The 16,383-nt window shown below is 69.1% G+C and carries 17 protein-coding genes, 1 tRNA gene and 1 pseudogene; 13 read left to right on the plus strand and 6 right to left on the minus strand.

What is annotated here, in order from left to right; all coding sequences use genetic code 11:
* Both EXE51_RS17540 and EXE51_RS12110 read right to left on the minus strand, forming a co-directional pair.
* Positions 1 to 679, minus strand: a pseudogene (locus EXE51_RS17540) (hypothetical protein); the annotation flags it as partial.
* 101 nt (positions 680 to 780) lie between these two features.
* Complete coding sequence (locus tag EXE51_RS12110) at positions 781 to 1,362, minus strand: hypothetical protein (RefSeq protein ID WP_137692746.1); 582 nt, start codon at positions 1,360 to 1,362, stop codon at positions 781 to 783.
* A 454-nt stretch (positions 1,363 to 1,816) separates the two neighbouring features.
* On the opposite strand from EXE51_RS12110, the gene EXE51_RS12115 reads away from it, so the two are divergent.
* From EXE51_RS12115 to EXE51_RS12140, 6 genes are all read left to right on the plus strand, one after another.
* A complete protein-coding gene (locus EXE51_RS12115; protein ID WP_137692747.1) occupies positions 1,817 to 2,497 on the plus strand; it encodes a hypothetical protein in 681 nt (226 codons plus the stop codon).
* 24 nt (positions 2,498 to 2,521) lie between these two features.
* Positions 2,522 to 3,145 (plus strand): hypothetical protein, encoded by a 624-nt coding sequence (locus EXE51_RS12120; protein ID WP_137692748.1) that lies wholly within the window; start codon positions 2,522 to 2,524, stop codon positions 3,143 to 3,145.
* Between the two features lie 160 nt (positions 3,146 to 3,305).
* A complete protein-coding gene (locus EXE51_RS12125; protein WP_137692749.1) occupies positions 3,306 to 4,886 on the plus strand; it encodes a CARDB domain-containing protein in 1,581 nt (526 codons plus the stop codon).
* 64 nt (positions 4,887 to 4,950) lie between these two features.
* Positions 4,951 to 5,871, plus strand: coding sequence for a hypothetical protein (locus tag EXE51_RS12130; RefSeq protein ID WP_049932333.1), 921 nt, complete (start codon positions 4,951 to 4,953; stop codon positions 5,869 to 5,871).
* Between the two features lie 156 nt (positions 5,872 to 6,027).
* Positions 6,028 to 7,191: a signal peptidase I gene (locus tag EXE51_RS12135; RefSeq protein WP_049932334.1), complete on the plus strand. Its 1,164-nt coding sequence runs from the start codon at positions 6,028 to 6,030 to the stop codon at positions 7,189 to 7,191.
* A 3-nt stretch (positions 7,192 to 7,194) separates the two neighbouring features.
* Positions 7,195 to 8,478, plus strand: a complete 1,284-nt coding sequence (locus EXE51_RS12140) for a DUF5305 domain-containing protein (RefSeq protein ID WP_137692750.1) — start codon at positions 7,195 to 7,197, stop codon at positions 8,476 to 8,478.
* 50 nt (positions 8,479 to 8,528) lie between these two features.
* Here the strand turns inward: EXE51_RS12140 and EXE51_RS12145 are convergent, their stop codons facing one another.
* A complete protein-coding gene (locus EXE51_RS12145) occupies positions 8,529 to 9,425 on the minus strand; it encodes an NAD(P)-dependent oxidoreductase (protein WP_137692751.1) in 897 nt (298 codons plus the stop codon).
* Positions 9,426 to 9,500: 75 nt separating this feature from the next.
* Positions 9,501 to 9,695 carry a heavy-metal-associated domain-containing protein gene (locus tag EXE51_RS12150; RefSeq protein ID WP_007344879.1) on the minus strand — a complete coding sequence of 65 codons (195 nt, stop codon included), beginning with the start codon at positions 9,693 to 9,695 and terminating at the stop codon, positions 9,501 to 9,503.
* Between the two features lie 156 nt (positions 9,696 to 9,851).
* Here EXE51_RS12150 and EXE51_RS12155 point away from each other — a divergent pair, with 156 nt between their 5' ends.
* Together EXE51_RS12155 and EXE51_RS12160 are read left to right on the plus strand one after the other, a co-directional pair.
* Positions 9,852 to 10,442: an AsnC family transcriptional regulator gene (locus EXE51_RS12155; RefSeq protein ID WP_049932338.1), complete on the plus strand. Its 591-nt coding sequence runs from the start codon at positions 9,852 to 9,854 to the stop codon at positions 10,440 to 10,442.
* Between the two features lie 67 nt (positions 10,443 to 10,509).
* Positions 10,510 to 10,660 (plus strand) — tRNA-Gln (locus EXE51_RS12160).
* A 150-nt stretch (positions 10,661 to 10,810) separates the two neighbouring features.
* Here EXE51_RS12160 and EXE51_RS12165 read toward each other — a convergent pair.
* Positions 10,811 to 11,236 carry a low molecular weight phosphatase family protein gene (locus EXE51_RS12165; protein ID WP_094521395.1) on the minus strand — a complete coding sequence of 142 codons (426 nt, stop codon included), beginning with the start codon at positions 11,234 to 11,236 and terminating at the stop codon, positions 10,811 to 10,813.
* 148 nt (positions 11,237 to 11,384) lie between these two features.
* Between EXE51_RS12165 and EXE51_RS12170 the strand changes: the two genes are divergently transcribed.
* On the plus strand, positions 11,385 to 11,873 hold the full coding sequence (locus EXE51_RS12170; protein ID WP_137692752.1) for a hypothetical protein: 489 nt from the start codon (positions 11,385 to 11,387) through the stop codon (positions 11,871 to 11,873).
* A gap of 52 nt (positions 11,874 to 11,925) precedes the next feature.
* On the opposite strand, the gene EXE51_RS12175 is transcribed toward EXE51_RS12170, so the two are convergent.
* Complete coding sequence (locus EXE51_RS12175; protein ID WP_049932345.1) at positions 11,926 to 12,384, minus strand: hypothetical protein; 459 nt, start codon at positions 12,382 to 12,384, stop codon at positions 11,926 to 11,928.
* A 98-nt stretch (positions 12,385 to 12,482) separates the two neighbouring features.
* On the opposite strand from EXE51_RS12175, the gene EXE51_RS12180 reads away from it, so the two are divergent.
* From EXE51_RS12180 to EXE51_RS12195, 4 genes are read left to right on the plus strand one after another with little or no spacing between them, the layout of a single operon-like run.
* Positions 12,483 to 13,037 carry a helix-hairpin-helix domain-containing protein gene (locus EXE51_RS12180; protein ID WP_137692753.1) on the plus strand — a complete coding sequence of 185 codons (555 nt, stop codon included), beginning with the start codon at positions 12,483 to 12,485 and terminating at the stop codon, positions 13,035 to 13,037.
* A gap of 59 nt (positions 13,038 to 13,096) precedes the next feature.
* Positions 13,097 to 14,758 (plus strand): anthranilate synthase component I family protein, encoded by a 1,662-nt coding sequence (locus tag EXE51_RS12185; RefSeq protein WP_137692754.1) that lies wholly within the window; start codon positions 13,097 to 13,099, stop codon positions 14,756 to 14,758.
* Positions 14,755 to 15,426, plus strand: a complete 672-nt coding sequence (locus tag EXE51_RS12190; RefSeq protein WP_241990633.1) for an aminodeoxychorismate/anthranilate synthase component II — start codon at positions 14,755 to 14,757, stop codon at positions 15,424 to 15,426. The genes EXE51_RS12185 and EXE51_RS12190 overlap by 4 nt, the downstream gene beginning before the upstream one ends.
* Positions 15,419 to 16,357 (plus strand): aminotransferase class IV, encoded by a 939-nt coding sequence (locus EXE51_RS12195; RefSeq protein ID WP_094495267.1) that lies wholly within the window; start codon positions 15,419 to 15,421, stop codon positions 16,355 to 16,357. Before EXE51_RS12190 ends, EXE51_RS12195 begins: the two co-directional genes overlap by 8 nt.
* Positions 16,358 to 16,383: the final 26 nt, after the last annotated feature.

Below are 16,383 nucleotides of genomic sequence, written 5' to 3' on the forward strand. Positions count from 1 at the left end.
CGTCCTCGCCTTCTTCGTCCTCGCCTTCTTCGTCCTCGCCTTCTTCGTCCTCGCCTTCTTCGTCCTCGCCTTCTTCGTCCTCGCCTTCTTCGTCCTCGCCTTCTTCGTCCTCGCCTTCTTCGTCCTCGCCTTCTTCGTCCTCCTCTTCGCTCGCCTTGGCCTCTTCGTCGTCGCAATAAATCTCGAACGTCCGCGTCTTGTCTACGGTCGTTCCGGTTTCGATGACCGTTCCCTCAAACCTGAGCGTGAATTCCGCACGTCCGGATCTCTCGCATTCAACGGTAATGAATGCTTCCGCACCAATACAGAGGAGTCCGTCGTCATCTTCACACCTGTCATTCTCGTCGGCCTCCTCTCCACTGTCGTCCTCTTCATTTCTATCATCTTCAACTTTGATCTCTTCCCCCTCTATCTCGTCAATTGCGCTGCCTTTCTGATCGACCGTTATCGTTAGATCGAGTGCTCCGCCGAACTGGTTCGTGACCTGTATCACACGGGTTCTGTCGTCACCGGAGACCGTGTGAGCGATCTTGTCCAGACCCAGATACGCCTCATCGTCTTCGACGACGTTCACCTCCACGCCGCGCTCGGCCTCCACGCTGGAGAACGCCCCGGTGCCGACGCTCATCGCGCCGGAACTCGCGCCGCCGAGCAGCAGGATGAGGGTTCGTCGTTTCATATTGAGGGTGTCGTCACGCGTCGTTTGTCGTTTATAGCCCGTTTCGACCCTAAGTTATGCGGCGCCGGAACCGCAGAAGGCACCGCCTGAACCGCTGCGCCCTACGTCAGTTCCGGGGGTTCCTCGGGTTCGCCGACCTTCATCTCCGCGGTGTAGTACTTGTGCGTGATCGCGGAGAACGCGAACGCGACGACGATGGCGACCGTCCACGCCATCTCGGGCAGGAGGGTGAACGGCCACGCGCCGAGCCACACCGCGCCGGCGAGCGCGGCGGCGACGCCGGAGAGCCCGAGATAGTAGTCGCTCCACGGGATCTCCTTCCCCTCGACCACGTCCATGTACAGGTCGACGTTCTGAAGCGCGGGCGTCGGCTCGACGATCCCCCGGTCCTTGTTGAACTCGACGACGCCCGCGTCGTCCATCTTCGGCAGGTGGGACTGCTGGAGGGCGGTGTACACGCGCTTGCGCTCGTCGCCCGTGATCTCCGCCATGTCGGTCCCGTTCTCCCACGCCGCGATCTGTTCGGCCATGTCGCCGATCTCGACTCTGTCCTTCTCCTCCCGCTTCAACAGATGGACCGCGAACCGCCGACGCTGGTTCGCCAACACGTCGAACAGGTCGTCTTCTGACACCTCAGTCGTCGGTTCTGCCCCCCGCCCGTCCGGCCGCTGTACCGACGCCATTTCTGTCTGACATATATGAATAGGCCAACATAAATCCCGTGGTTATGATAATCTGCTAAACTTTCTCCTCGTTCACTCGCGGGTCAACACGAACGCGTAAGTCGGCTTTTGACGGTCTAAAAAGCAGATACGTGGCGTAATACGGATTCTATTCGCGGGCGCTCTCCCCGATATTATCAGGTTTCAGTAACTACCACCCTCGTCACACGGACGATGATCACCGCTTCAGGCCGGGCTTGAACGCGGTCTCAGGACCGGCCTGAACCGATCGAACCGGGGTTCAGGCGGGGTCGGAACGGAGCGGGCGGGGCTTCAGTCCCGCCCGGAAGTGTTTCTGGAAATTCATAACGATATGGGATAGGCCCCATGGGTGTAGTAGAGCGACCCCGGGTGACGCGGGATGTCTCGCGTCGGCGGCCCGCGGGTCGTGTGCGGACAACGAGGTTACACAACTATGGCAAACCGACGCAAGTTCCTCGCCGGAATCGGCGCATTGGCTTCAGGTAGCGCGGCCGCAGTGGGTACGGGAGCAGTAAGCCAGATCACTGCTGACCGTGACTTCAATCTGCGTATTGCGCAGGACCAGAACGCATACCTCGGTCTCACTCCGAAGTCAAATGCGAACGACTTCGTGAATGAAGCAAGTGATGGTACCCTGACGATTGACTTCACTAGCAGTGTCTCTGGAGCTAGCGGACAGGGTGTTAACAACCGTGCGGACACAACCCTTGCCGACGCATTCCAGATCACCAACCAAAGCGATCGAAAGCTCTACGTCTGGGCTGGCTTCGCCAATCCCAGTAATGGTAATGCTGTTGACCCGACAAGTGGCGGAGCACGCTCCGTTGAATTGCTCGCTGACGGTGACAACAGTACCGATAAAGACATCACGTATCCGGGTGGTGAGGACAAGACCAGTAAATCCGCAACCACAACAAGTCGCGTCTTAGGTCAGACCAGTACTGCCGGTGCTATTGAGCTGGGCTCGGGTAACAGCGCCGATGTTGATATTCGTCTCCTTGTGTACGGATCGAACAATCCGCGTAATAGCAACTTCCTGACCGTCTTCCGGGCGGAGGAAGACGACCCTGGCAGCACTACGATTAGTGATCACCAGTTCAACGTGAACATCTAAGGATCAAATTAATCACTCACACCCATGAAGCGAAGAAACCTCCTGCTCGGTCTTGGTACTGCGGCCTCGGTCGGAACGGGTGTGATCGGTACGGGGGCAGTTAGTCAAATAACCGCGGACAGAGAGTTCAATCTGAGCATTGTCCAAGATCAAGATGCGTATCTGGGTATCCAATCCTCAACCCCAACGGATCTGGTTGGTGAAAATAGCCCACCAACTGGGAGTGGAATTATTCAAATTGATTTGACTGAATTCAACGACCTTGCGGTTGGAAGTGGGTTTAATAAACGCGCCACAACCGAACTAACAGATCCGGCCGATAGGTCAGGGCCAGCTTTGTTCACCGTCCAAAATCAGTCAGATCGCGATATTCAATTTGCCGCTGCTACGGTCGGTGATACAGATGACCTCCAAGATATACGACCTATTGGGGCAGATGAGAAAATCCCGAAACCGGCGGATGATCAGATCCAGATTGAACTCTTCGATGTTACCGATAATCAAAGGAAGGCGATCAATCAGAATACTCCCCGTACTCTTGAACCGGGTGAAATTGGAATCGGAATCGGTGTCCGTGTGATCGTACCCAGTTCAGTCGAAACCGGTGAGCACAACGTTACTGTGCTACTGCGAGCGACGGAGCTCTAGTACCCCACCGGGCATATATTTCAATTCATATTGCTTATTTATAAATGCTGTCGAGATATCCGAATCCGGCTGCCACTTTATATTATCAAATTCTGTTGGTGTTCGTTATATTAACCAGAACCACCTAGTTCTATACGGCTCTGATTCCCCAATAAATACGATGTTTACCACTCGCCGCACCCTGACCCTCGCCCTACTCCTCGTAGCCGCAGGGTCGCTCGCGTTCGCTACGGGTGCGGTGGTGATCGACGGCGACGCCGACACCGTCGCCGACGGCGACCTCGCGATCCAGCCAGCCGACGGGCCGAACGGGCGGTACGCCTACCTGAACGACGCCAACGAGATCGCGATCGACGTCTCGGCGTCGAACCCGAACATCCGAGATCCCTCATTCGACGGCGTGAACGTCGACACGACCGGAAGGATCGACAACGTGTTCACGATCACGTACACGGCCGACCAGTACGCGCACGTCTGGATCGGGGACGGAAGCGAGAACGTCACCTTCGTCGCCGGCGGCGACTCGATCGAAGGCGAGGCGAACAACGTCACGCTCGCGCCGAACGAGACGGTCTCGGTCGGGCTGGCGTTCGACGCGCGCGGCGCGACCGCCGGGACGCGGCTGGACGCCGACGAGTTCTCGATCGAGGCGAAGGTCGCGGAGCCGGACGAGGTAGAGGGGACGGGCGGCGGCACTGTCCAGCGGCTCGGCGACGGCGGCCCGACCACGGCGGTCGCCTCGCCGAGCGCGGACCGCCGCGAGTTCGTCGCGAGCGGCGTCGAGTCCGGTGCGGAGGTCCGGTTCCGGGCCGACGGGATGCCCATCGACCGCGACAACGTCACGCTGGAGGGGATCGACCTGGCGGGCGTCCGGAACGACCGCGTCGAGCTGAACGCAGCGGGGAGCCCGGTCCCCTTCGCGAACGGGAGCGCGCTGACCGCGCCCACGCGTCCCCGTCCGGTCGGGTACCTCTCGCTCGCGCACGAGTTCGCGCCCGACGCGGTCGACGCGATGACGATCCGGCTCAGCGCGGACCGGGACTACCTCAACGCGACCGGGACCGACCCCGCGGACGTGACGCTCTACCGGCAGACGGACGCGGGCGACTGGGAGGCGGTGTCGGTCGAGGTCGTCGACGAGGCGGTCGTCGATATCCTGGGGCTCCCCGAGGACCGGGTCCACTTCCGCGCGACGACGACCGAGTTCTCGACGTTCGCGGTCGCGACGCGCGAGCCCCGGTTCGACGTGACCGCGGCGGCCGTCTCGCCCGAGGCGATCGATCCCGGCGAGAACGTCACCGTCCGGGCGACCGTCCGAAACGGGGGCGGCGCGGCGGGCGAGCGCGCGGTGCCGCTGACCGTCGACGGTAACTCGGTCGCGAGCGAGATGGTCGCGCTCGCGCCCAACGAGACGGCGACGCTCTCGTTCGACGAGACGGTCTCGGCCGCCGGCGCGTACGACCTCGCGGTCGGCGGGACCCCCGCCGGGACCCTGCTCGTCGGCGACCCCGGCGGCGACCCGGCGGGCGGTGAGGGGAGTAACTCCGAGGCGACTGGCGGCGACGGGGAGAGCGCCGAGACGGCGAGCGGCTCCGATGCGGCGAGTAGCGCCGCCGACACCGAGGCCGGGCCGACCGAGGAACCCGGGGGGATCGAGTTCGTCGAACTCGGCGGGCTGCTGGCCGCGCTCGCCCTCGCGGTGGCCGGACTCGCGCTGTTCCGCCGGATGCCGCGGTCGTGAGCCCCGGGCCGCATCCGGGGCGCGCGCCGACAGGTCTTAACCGCTGGTCGACGACCCACGGGCCGTGAGCACGTCTGCGACCGACGAGCGCGATCGCTCCGTCGACGGCGGCCCGTCGGATCGCTCCGTCGACGGTAGTCGGCCGGACCGCACGTTCAGTCAGGAGATGCTCGCCGGCGTCCGCGCGACCGACCTGCTCGTCCTGCTCGCGGTGCCCGCGGTCCTGCTCGCGGTCTTCGCGCTGCCGGAGGCGACCCGCCGCTCGCTCGCGTTCGCGTACGCGGACCCGACGGTGCCGTCGGCGTTCGCGGCGCACTACGTCCACCTCGGAACCGATCACCTCCTCGGGAACCTCGTCGGATACGGGCTCCTCGCCGGCGTCGGCTACGCGCTCGCCGTCCTTGGCGGGCGACGGCGGCTCTTCTTCACGTCGCTCGCGACGTACCTCGGCGCCTTCCCGTTCGCGCTGTCCGCGCTGAACCTCGCCGTCCCGCGGGACGCGATCGGCTTCGGCTTCTCCGGGATCAACATGGCGCTCGCCGGACTGCTCCCGATCCTGTGGTACTGCTACGCCCGCGAACACTTCGCGCCCGCGGCCTCGCTGCGCGCGCTGCCGGCGGTCTTCTTCGCGCTCGTCGGGTGGATCGCCCTCCTCGCGCTGCCGGTCTCGACGACGGGCATCGGGGTCGCGGGGCTGGCGATCGGCGTCGCGGGCGCGCTCCTCGCGGTGCTGTACGCGGCCAGCAGCGAGGTCCGGTTCCCGCCCGCGGTCCGGACGCACGCGGCCGCCGTCGCGTCGCGTCCCGGCTACGGGGAACTGCTGGTCGTCGGCGGGCTGGTGGCCGTCGGCTACCCCGTCGTCGGCTTCCCGTCCGACCCCTCGGGTGGCGGGAGCGTCGTGAACCTGTACGTCCACCTGCTCGGGTTCTGCCTCGGGTTCATCGGCCCGTTCGCGCTGCTCGCCGCCGGCGCCTTCGACGAGTAGGGCCGACGGCGGCCGCCCGATCCGGTTCGCCGCCACCCACGAAGTTATAAGGACACGCCGCCGTTCAGCGATCGACGACTACCTGACGGCCGCGCGACAGGTACCGCCTCGCGGCGGTCGCCGCCCCGGGTCCGTCTCCGAGCCGAGTTCGACACCATGTCACTCAAACGAACGCTGTCCGTCGCGCTCCAAGCGGCCGCGGTGCTGGTCGTCGTCTCGCTGGTCGTCGGACAGCTCCTCGGCCAACCGGTCCTCCTCAGCTACGTCGAGACCGGGAGCATGCAGCCGACGCTCGCTCCCGGCGACGGGTTCGTGGCGGTCCCGGCACAGCTCGCGGGCGGGATCGGGCCGGGCGACGTGGTGACGTTCGAGGCACAGGAGATCCAGGGCGGCGGGCTGACGACCCACCGGGTCGTCGAGGAGGCCGAGCGGGGCTACATCACTCGGGGAGACAACAACCCGTTCACCGATCAGGACGGCGGCGAGCCGGTCGTTCAGGACGCGGACGTGGTGGCGAAGGCGCTCCAGATCGGCGGCAGCGTCGTCGTGATCCCGCACCTCGGGACCGTCGCTATGGGGTTCCAGTCCGCGTTACAGTCCGTCCAGACGTGGCTCGCGGTGACGTTCGGCGTCCGTTCGTTCCAGGGAACGCAGGGGCTCGCGTACATCATCTTTGGGCTGTCGCTCGTCGCCTACGCGGTCGACTGGTATCTCAACGCCGGCTCGCGCGACCGCGACTCGCGCGACCGGTCGCGCGACGACGGCACCTCCGTGCTGGCGATCCTCGGCGCGCTGGCGCTGGTGCTGATGGCCACCGCGACGGCGGCGATGGTCCTCCCGGCCGGCACGCAGGAGTACGGCGTCGTGAGCGCCGAGTTCGAGTCCGAGAACCCGACCGTCATCGAGCGCGGCACGAGCCAAGAGATCGAGTACGTCGTCCCCAACGCGGGGCTCGTCCCCGTGTACGCGTACGTCACGCCGGCGAGCCCGGGCGTCGACGTCGAGCCGGAGCGGCTCTCGGTCGCCAGTCGCGGCGAGGCCTCGACGACGGTGACGCTGTCCGCGCCCGACGAGACGGGATACTATCGGCTGTTCGTCGTCGAACACCGCTACCTCGCCGTGCTGCCGCCCGGCATCGTCGACGAGCTGTACGGCGTCCACCCCTGGGCGCCGCTCGTCGCAATAAACGGGCTGCTCGGCGGCGGTATCGTCGGCGTCGGCCTCCTGCTCTTACGCGGCGAGCCCGCGCGGATCCGGTCTCGCGACTCCCGCGAGCGCCCCCCGCTCTACAAGCGACTCCTCCGCGAGCTCTACAGGTAACACATGTCTTCAGAACCAAACGAACGTCGACTCAGACTCCGCGCCGTGCTGAACGCACAGTCCGCCGCGATCCTCGCGGTCTGCCTCCTCCTCGCCGCGGCCGGCGCGGGGCTCGTGTACACGACGCACGTCGACCCCGGCACGGAGACGGAGCGCCGGACGGTCTCCTCGCTGACCGTCGAAAGCGAGTACCGCCACAGCGCGACCGTGACGGAGCCGAACACCGTCTTCGAGACCGGCGTGGTGCTGGACGGCCGCGACACGTACTTCACGCGGATCGCGCCCGAGCTCGACGTGAACGTGACGACGAGCTACGCGGCGTCGACCGCGGAGAACGTCACCGTCCAGCTCGACTCCGCGCTCGTCACCCGCAACGTCGGCGATGAGGGGACCGTCTACTGGCGCGAGACGGAACCGATCGCGTCGGAGACGGCCGCCAACGTCGCGCCCGGCGAGACGGTGGACGCCTCCTTCGAACTCAACAGCACCGCGATCGACGGGCGCGTGGCGTCGATCGAAGAGCAGCTCGGCGCCTCGCCGGGGGAGACGGAGACGTTCGTCACGACCGAGGTGGCCGTCGACGGGTCGATCGGCGGGGTTCCGACCGCGTCGACGCAGACGCTCGACATGACGGTCACGCACGGGGGCGACACCTACTCCGTCTCCGAGCCCGGCGTCCGGTCCGACACAACCGAGCGGACCGAGTCGGTGAGCGTCGAGCGGGAGTACGGCGTGCTCCGGTCGCTCGGGGGTCCCCTCCTCCTGCTCGCGGGGCTCGTCGGCGCCGGCGGCACCGCGTACGCGACGCGGGAGTTCGACCTCGCGCTCACGCCCGCGGAGCGCGCGTACCTCTCGTACCGCGACGACCGTTCCGAGTTCGCGGAGTGGATCACGACGTTCCGCCTCCCCGCGTCGGTCCACGAGCGTCCGACCGCCGAGGCGGGGTCGCTCCGCGACCTCGTCGACTTCGCGATCGACAACGACACCGGCGTCGTGGAGGACCCCGAGACCGGCGCGTTCCACGCCGTCGCCGGGGAGTTCGTCTATACCTATCGCCCGCCCGAGCCGACGGTCGAGGACGGTGACACTGCCGACGAGGACACGGTCGGCGGTGAGGGAGCGATCGGCGATGAGGAGACGGTCGACGACGCGGGAGCGGTCGGCGCCGCCGACTCGATGACGGCCATGACCGAGGGTGCGGACTCAACCGCGGCCGGCGCGGCGCCCGCCGAGGACGGCGACTCGCCGGGCGACGCGGCCGACTCGGAAGACCCGGCCGACGACTGAGCCTGACGTCCCCCGAACACCCCGGCTCGACCGCGATCCCCCCGCCTCGATCACCCGTCGTCGCGTTCCGCTCCCCGCTCTGCGCCGTCGCGCCACGAGTGGCCCGGTTCCCACCCGAGCAGGCGCTTCGCCTTCGAGCAGTCGAAAATCGACTCGTCGCCGTCGAGGTCGCACTCCGCGGGGAGTTCGCCGCGGACCGCCTCGATCGTCGCCGCGGTGTCGCGACCGAGGAAGTTCTCCGCGGCGACGATCAGCACCGCCTCGTGGCCGTCGACCGCTGTTTCGGGGTCGATCGCGGCCTCGACCGCCGCGACCACGTCGCGCACGTCGACGTACGACCAGCAGTTCCCGCTCGGGGCCGCGGTCGCGGGGTCGAACGTCTCGCGCGCCTCGCGGCGCCGCTCGTCGCCCGGGAACGTGACCCACGAGAGGCGCAGCGAGACGGCGGAGACGCCGTGTCGGCGGGCCGCCGCGGCGGCCACCTCCTCGCCGACGACCTTCGAGAGGCCGTACGGGTCCTCGGGCTGGGTCGGCGTCTCCTCGTCGATCGGGAGCCGGTCGGGCAGCCAGTCGTCCGCCGCGAAGACGGTGCCGTAGCAGCTCTCGCTCGACGCCCAGACGATCCGCGCGCCCGCGGCCCCGGCGGCGTCGAAGACGTTGTACGCGCTCTCGACGTTGTTCGCGAACACGCGCGACCCGGCGTGGTCCTCGGGGTGCGGGATCGCCGCGAGGTGGACGACCGCGTCGGGCGCGGCCGCGTCGACCACCTGTCGGGTCTCGCCGTAGTCGGTGAGGTCCGCCGCCACGTAGTCGACGCCGTCCCGGCGCTCCTCAGTCGGCGGCGCTTCGCGGTCGACGGCGACGACCTCGCGGCCCGCGTCGGCGAGCGCGTCGACCGTCCACGCGCCGACGCCGCCCGCGCCCCCGGTGACGAGTACGCTGTCCATGTCTCGGCGAGCGCGCTCGGGCGAAAAAAGTCGGCGGTTCGGGGTGTGCGGTGCTCCGTCCGCACGTCGGGTCTCCTACGCCGACGCCTCGTAGCCGGCGTCCTCGATGGCGGCCACGACCGCGTCTACGTCCACGTCGCCCTCGACGGTCGCGGTGCCCGCCTCGTGGTCCGCGCTCGCGGACTCGACGCCCGGCAGCTCGCCGAGCGCGTCGGTCACGTTGTCCTCGCAGCCGGTACACGACATCCCGTCGACGTCTATCGTCGTCATGGGTGCCCGTTCGCGTCCCGGGCACAACTGCCTTTCCGTCGCCCCCGACGCCGACCGGTTTCCCCGCCACCGTCCCGTGTTCCCGACGCCGACCGGGTCCCGCGACCGCCCGCCCCTCCCGGACGCCTTTTGCCCGCGCCGGGTGAACGCTCGCCCATGCGAACGCTCGACGAGACGGACCGGGAGATCATCCGGTTGCTGCTGGCCGACGCGCGGCGCCCGTACAGCGATATCGCCGAGCGCGTGGACCTCTCCGCGCCCGCGGTGTCGGACCGGGTCGACCGGCTACGCGAGGTGGGCGTCATCGAGGGGTTCACGCTTCGGATCGACGGTGACGCGCTCTCTGACGGGCTGCGGGTCCTCGCGACGCTCGCTGTCGCGCCCGCGGACGCCGAGCGCGTTCACGCGGCGGTCGCGAGCCACGAGCGCGTCGAGCACGCGTTCCTCACCGCAGACGGCGAGGTGACGGTCGTCGCGCGCGTCGAGGAGGGGACCGCTCGTGACCTCGTCGACGACGCGGTCGGACTGGCGGCCGTGCGCGACCTGTCGGTGCGGCTGCTCGACGCCCACGAGTGGTCGCCCGCGGTCGGCGACGCGGACCTCGCGGTCGAGTGCGTCGAGTGCGGCAACACCGTCACCGCCGAGGGGGAGTCGGCCCGGATCGACGGGACGCTGTACCACTTCTGTTGCGGCTCCTGTCGCGAGAACTTCGAGGAGCGGTTCGACCGGATTGAGGAGGGGGCGTAGCCGGGGCCGTCCCAGTCTCGTCGCGGAGAGTAACGTACTTGAGTGCCCGTCGGTTAGCCGAATACGAAGTCCCGTGGTGTAGTGGCCAATCATAATGGCCTTTGGAGGGAATCCGTCCGCGTCTGCGGCTCACGCGCGGCTGTCGGGTGTTCCATCAAGAACGCCCGTCGGATGCCCGAAGTCAGCCATTGACGGCGGTTCGAATCCGCCCGGGACTATCCTGCGGCGAGCAACTCCGCGAGCCGCAGGTGTCCGAATTGATTCGAGCCCAGAGGACGAGCGAAGCGAGTCCTCGCGGTTCGCATCCGCCCGGGACTATTTCCGTCGAGAGAAACCCCCGAGTCGCACGGATACGCGGCCGGAGCCGCCTACTCCTCGTCAAAGAACTCATCGAAGAGGTCGCGCACGCGCCCCTCGACCTCGTCGCGGATGTCCCGGACACGATCGATATCCTGCCCGTGCGGGTCGTCGAGCGCCCAGTCGCGCCCCTCGACGCCGTCCGGGAGCGTCAGCGTCGAACAACCCATCGTCGCGACCACGTCGCACGCGTCGAGCTCCGCGGTCGAGACCTCGCGGGGGACGCGGTCGGAGAGGTCGATGTCCACCTCCGCCATCGCCGCCACGACCTCGGGGTGGACCTCGTCCGCGGGGTGGGTCCCGCCGGTGACGACCTCCACGCGGTCGCCGAGGTCGCGCTCGCGGCGCTCGCGTTCGGCGAACGCGGCCGACATCTGGCTGCGACCGGCGTTCTGTACACAGACGAACCCGAACGTGGCGACGTCGTCTTCGCTCACACCTGCGCGTCCCGTCACGCCCGATTAAGGGTTTCTAAGAGGGATATAGAGTGGTATATACCCGACGCGGAAGACGCCGGGTCTCGCGGACGCCTTCCGCTCCGGAGCTACCTGTGTCATTTTTTACCATGCGGATCGTGGACGACCTATGGACATCCCAACCTACCGGGAGGCGGTCGCCGCGAACCGCCGCCGACACGGCTTCGAGGCGGTCGACGCGGACGTAGACGGACTCGACCACCTGTGGGAGAGTCGCGAGACGGACGACACGCTCGGCGACGTGGCGGTGTTCGCGGCGCTCGTCGAGGCGGACGAGACGGACGCGGAGACGCTCGTCGACACCGCGTCGGCGTTCCGCGACGTGCTCGTCGACCGGATCGACGCCCGACCCGAACGCGCTGACGGCGGCGAGTCGGCCACCCCGATCGGCTACGTGACGTTCGCGACGCCGGACCCCGACGCGTCGCTCCTCGGGGCGATGTCCGGATTCACGGTCGCGAGGGGGCGGACGAACGTCTTCCCGCTCGTGTACGACACGGCGGCGGAGCGGCTCCACCGCCACGAGGTGCCGCGGCTGAAGGGGCGCGGGATCTACCGCCGACAGGCGGACGACGCCGAGCGGCTCTTCGAGGCGTAGCCCGGCCGATGCGGCGCGGACATCCGTCAGCGACCGCCGCCGCTCGCGCACCTCAGAACAGTCCCGGGCTGGCGAGCAGCCCCGCCGTGACGATGAGCCCGACGGAGACGGCGGACGCGCCGTAGAGGAACGGCTTGGCGTCGCGGGCGGGCTCGCGGAGCTTGTCGACGTCGAGCCCGTCGGCCAGCTTCGAGCCGGCGACCTCGACGAGGCCGGTGCCGACGAACCACAGGCCGAGCATCGTCAACACGAGGTGGCCGCGGGGCGTTCCCGTCAGCCCCTCGAAGGTGTACAGCGTCCCCGCCATGTGACCGCCGGTGAGGACGAACGCGAGGGCGCCGATCCGCGTGATCCAGCGCAGCCGACCGACGACCGAACCGAGCGCGGTCGTGCCGATGTCGCCCCGGAGCGCGGCGGGGAGAATCGCGAGGGTGACGAACAGCACGCTGCCGACCCAGAGGACGGCAAAGCCGACGTGGACCGACCACATCACGGGGTTGAGAACGTCCATACCGCCGGAACGGCCCGATCCCACTTATAAACACGCGAGACGGGACGACCGGATCCCGGCGACGGTTTTTAAATATCTCGCACGTGTAGCCGCGGGCAATGGCCCTACTTCAGAAGCTCAAAGAGAAGCTCGGCTTCGGGAGCGGTTCGAGCGAGCGGGAGTCCGGCGAGACAGAAGTGACCGTCGAGCGCGAGTCGGAACCGGCCGCTGACGCGACGGCTACGGAGCCGGCCGCCGGGAGCGAGTCGGCGGCCGCCGCGGACGAGGGCGACCCCGCGGCGACCGACGCCGACGACGGAGGCGCCGAGGCCGACGCGGAAGCGGTCGCCGCCGAGACGGAGGCCGCCGCCTCGACCGGGTCGCTCGTCGACGGCGAGGCGTCCGAGCCCGATGAGGCCGCGACCGACGAGGCGGCCGAACAGGCGGAGGCCGCGGCCGGCGAGGGGGACGCAGTCGCGGTCGACGGCGACGACCGCGGGCCGAGCGTCGAGGAGATCAAGGGCATCGGCCCGGCGTACGCCGAGCGCCTCGCCGGGATCGGGATCGAGACGATAGACGATCTCGCCGCGGCGGACGCGGCCGCCGTGGCCGAGGGGACGAGCGTCGGCGAGAAGCGCGCCGCGGCGTGGATCGACCGCGCGAGCGAGTTCTGACGGCCGGGACGGGTCCGGTCGACCGCAACTGTTTCACCGCCACCGCCGAAGAGAGTCGCATGAACCGAACGGTACGCACCGACCGGGGCCGGTTCCGCGCGGTCGCGGCCGCGGCGCCGGACGGCGCCCGGGTCCCGGTCGAACTCCGGGTCGACGTCGACGACCCCTTCGCGGCCTACCGCCGGGCGCGGCGCGGCCCCGGCGGCGTCTTCTACGAGACGACCGGCGGCCAGTCCGGATGGGGCTACTTCGGCGTCGACCCGGTCGAGCGGCTGACCGTCTCCGACGAGGCGGTCGTCGCGACCGCGAGCGGCGAGGGGAAGGGGTCGGGCGGCGACACGCGGACGGCCTCCACCGGCGACTACCGGCGCCCGTCGCCCTCGCTGACGGCGCTAGAGGGACTCCTCGACGGCGAGACGCTGGCCCGCGGCGACTGCGACGTGCCGTACCCGTGCGGCGCGTTCGGCTGGCTCTCCTACGACGCCGCCCGCGAGCTGGAGGACTTCCCGCCGCCGGCGTCCGACGGTCCCGGAGCGGTCGACGACCGCGGCCTCCCGCGGCTCCAGGCCGCGCTCTTCGACCGGATCGCGGCGTGGGAGTGCCCTGTCGACGCCGACGGCGGTTCCGAGTCCGTCACGCTCCGAGTCACCGCCTGTCCGCGCGTCCCGGCAGGACTCGACGACCCCGACGCCGACCGCGACGCGCTCGACACGGTGTTCGACGGGGGCGTCGAGCGGGCGGCGGCGCTGATAGACCGTATTGAGGGTGGAGACCCGAGTTCGGGGCCAGTGCCCGACCCGGCCGCGGCCGGCGCGACCTTCGAGAGCGACGTGGGCCGCGAGGGGTACGCCGACGCAGTCCGCCGGGTCAAAGCGTACGTCCGTGAGGGCGACACGTTCCAGGCGAACGTCTCCCAGCGGCTGACCGCGCCCGCCGCGGTCCACCCGCTCGACGCGTACAACGCCCTGCGGACGGTGAACCCGGCCCCGTACTCCGGGCTGGTCGAGTTCGGCGAGCGCCCGAGCGGAGTCGACCTCGTGAGCGCGAGCCCGGAGCTCCTCTTGGAGCGCGAGCCGACCGACGACCCCGACCGCGGCGCTCGCCTCGTCACCGAACCGATCGCGGGGACGCGCCCCCGCGGGGAGACGGAGGCGGCGGACGCCAGGCTGGAGACCGAACTGACCGGCGACGAGAAGGAGCGCGCCGAACACGCGATGCTGGTCGACCTGGAACGCAACGACCTTGGCAAGGTGTCGCGGTTCGGTACCGTCGAGGTGAGCGAGTACCGCCGCGTCGACCGCTACAGCGAGGTAATGCACCTCGTGAGCCTGATCGAGGGGGAGGCGCGGCCCGACGTTGGGCTCGCGGACGCGGTCGCGGCCTGCTTCCCCGGCGGGACGATCACGGGCGCGCCCAAGCCCCGGACGATGGAGATCATCGACGAGCTGGAGCCGACCCGACGGGGCCCGTACACCGGGTCGATGTTCGCGGCCGGGTTCGACGGACGCGCGACGCTGAACATCGTCATCCGGACGCTCGTGCGCCGCGCCGCCGAGTACCACCTCCGGGTCGGGGCCGGGATCGTCCACGACTCCGACCCGGACGCCGAGTACGAGGAGACGCTCGCGAAGGCTCGGGCGCTGGTGAGCGCGGTCGACGAGGCGCTCGTCGCCGGCGAGATGGCGGTCGACGAACCCGCTGAGGGGGTGGCGGAGCGATGACGGTGGACGAGGCCGAGACGGGCGCTAGGCCCGATTCGGAGCCCGCGGCGGCGGGAGCCGGCTGGCGTCCCGGCGCTGGCGACGCCGACGCGCGGGTGCTCGTCGTCGACAACTACGACTCGTTCGCGTACAACCTCGTCCAGTACGTCGGCGAGGTCGCCGGCGCGGTGACGGTGCGCCGCAACGACGCGGTCGACCTCGCGGGGATCCGCGCGCTCGACCCGGACGGCGTCGTCGTCTCGCCCGGGCCGGGAACCCCGGCTGAGGCGGGCGTCTCGACGGCCGTCTTCGCGCTCGACCGCCCGGTGTTCGGCGTCTGTCTCGGCCACCAGGCGCTGTGCGCGAGCCGGGGGAGTCGGGTCGGCCACGCGCCGGAGGTCGTCCACGGGAAGCCCTCGACGATAACCCACGACGGCGAGGGCGTCTTCGCCGGCCTTCCCGACCGGCTCCGCGTCGGGCGGTACCACTCGCTCTCCGTCGAGCGCGAGGCCCTCCCGGACGAGCTGGTCGAGACCGCGCGAACCGACGAGGAGCGCGAGGTCGTGATGGGCGTGCGCCACCGCGAGAAGCCGCACGTCGGCGTCCAGTTCCACCCCGAGAGCATCCTCACGCCGCGCGGGAAGCGCATGGTCCGGAACTTCGTGGAGGTGTGCGAAGAGCATGAGTGACGACACCGACCGCTCGGCGGCGACCGGCGACGGCGAGCGACTGTACCACGTCGACGGCGACCTCGTCCCGGCCGCGGAGGCGACCGTCTCGGTGGAGGACCGCGGGTTCGCCTACGGGGACGCCGCCTTCGAGACGATGCGCGCGTACGGCGGCGACGTCTTCCGGTGGGACGCGCACGCTGCCCGGCTCGCCGACACCTGCGAGACGCTGAAGCTCGACCACGGGATCACCGACGCGGAGCTGAAACGCCGCGTCGACGAGACGCTCGCCGCGAACGACCTCGCGGACGCCTACGTCAAGCTCTCGATCACGCGCGGGACGCAGCCCGGCACGCTCGACCCGCGGCCCGAGGTCGACCCGACCGTGGTCGTCATCGCGAAGCCGCTCCCCCGGGGCGGCGTCGGGAGCGATCCGGTCCACGGCGGGCCCGCCGCGCTCCAGACGACCAAGACGCGCAAGCCCGCGAGCCGCGCGCTCCCGGCCGCGGCGAAGACGCACAACTACCTCAACGGAATCTTGGCCCGGCTCGAACTCCGCGTCACCGGCGCGGACGAGGCGCTCATGCTCGACCCCGACGGCAACGTCGCGGAGGGCGCGACCGCGAACCTCTTCTTCGCCGACGGGACAGCGCTCAAGACGCCCTCGCTGGACGGACCGATCCTGCCCGGCGTCACCCGGACAACGGTGATCGAACTCGCGGAGTCGGAGGGGATCCCGGTCGAGGAGGGGACGTACGCGCCGGACGCGGTCCGCGAAGCCGACGAGGCATTCCTCACGAACTCCACGTGGGAGGTCCGCCCCGTGGCGACCGTCGACGGCATCGCGGTCGACGGCGACGGCGAGGGGGTCGCCGGCCCGCTCACGACGCTCCTCTCGCGGCTGTTCGACCGGCGCGTCGAAGAGCGGTACTACGACGGTGAGCGGCTGTGACGGGCGGCGGCCGGGGAACGCGCAAC

Origin of the sequence: Halorubrum sp. CGM5_25_10-8B, assembly GCF_005435095.1 — an archaeon.
GTDB lineage: Archaea > Halobacteriota > Halobacteria > Halobacteriales > Haloferacaceae > Halorubrum > Halorubrum ezzemoulense.

What these genes read in the sequence shown, in the direction of transcription:
- EXE51_RS12110 (WP_137692746.1), bottom strand. Translation starts at nt 1,362, where the DNA reads ATGGCGTCGGTACAGCGGCCGGACGGGCGGGGGGCAGAACCGACGACT.
- EXE51_RS12115 (WP_137692747.1), top strand. Translation starts at nt 1,817, where the DNA reads ATGGCAAACCGACGCAAGTTCCTCGCCGGAATCGGCGCATTGGCTTCA.
- EXE51_RS12120 (WP_137692748.1), top strand. Translation starts at nt 2,522, where the DNA reads ATGAAGCGAAGAAACCTCCTGCTCGGTCTTGGTACTGCGGCCTCGGTC.
- EXE51_RS12125 (WP_137692749.1), top strand. Translation starts at nt 3,306, where the DNA reads ATGTTTACCACTCGCCGCACCCTGACCCTCGCCCTACTCCTCGTAGCC.
- EXE51_RS12135 (WP_049932334.1), top strand. Translation starts at nt 6,028, where the DNA reads ATGTCACTCAAACGAACGCTGTCCGTCGCGCTCCAAGCGGCCGCGGTG.
- EXE51_RS12140 (WP_137692750.1), top strand. Translation starts at nt 7,195, where the DNA reads ATGTCTTCAGAACCAAACGAACGTCGACTCAGACTCCGCGCCGTGCTG.
- EXE51_RS12145 (WP_137692751.1), bottom strand. Translation starts at nt 9,425, where the DNA reads ATGGACAGCGTACTCGTCACCGGGGGCGCGGGCGGCGTCGGCGCGTGG.
- EXE51_RS12150 (WP_007344879.1), bottom strand. Translation starts at nt 9,695, where the DNA reads ATGACGACGATAGACGTCGACGGGATGTCGTGTACCGGCTGCGAGGAC.
- EXE51_RS12155 (WP_049932338.1), top strand. Translation starts at nt 9,852, where the DNA reads ATGCGAACGCTCGACGAGACGGACCGGGAGATCATCCGGTTGCTGCTG.
- EXE51_RS12170 (WP_137692752.1), top strand. Translation starts at nt 11,385, where the DNA reads ATGGACATCCCAACCTACCGGGAGGCGGTCGCCGCGAACCGCCGCCGA.
- EXE51_RS12175 (WP_049932345.1), bottom strand. Translation starts at nt 12,384, where the DNA reads ATGGACGTTCTCAACCCCGTGATGTGGTCGGTCCACGTCGGCTTTGCC.
- EXE51_RS12180 (WP_137692753.1), top strand. Translation starts at nt 12,483, where the DNA reads ATGGCCCTACTTCAGAAGCTCAAAGAGAAGCTCGGCTTCGGGAGCGGT.
- EXE51_RS12185 (WP_137692754.1), top strand. Translation starts at nt 13,097, where the DNA reads ATGAACCGAACGGTACGCACCGACCGGGGCCGGTTCCGCGCGGTCGCG.
- EXE51_RS12190 (WP_241990633.1), top strand. Translation starts at nt 14,755, where the DNA reads ATGACGGTGGACGAGGCCGAGACGGGCGCTAGGCCCGATTCGGAGCCC.
- EXE51_RS12195 (WP_094495267.1), top strand. Translation starts at nt 15,419, where the DNA reads ATGAGTGACGACACCGACCGCTCGGCGGCGACCGGCGACGGCGAGCGA.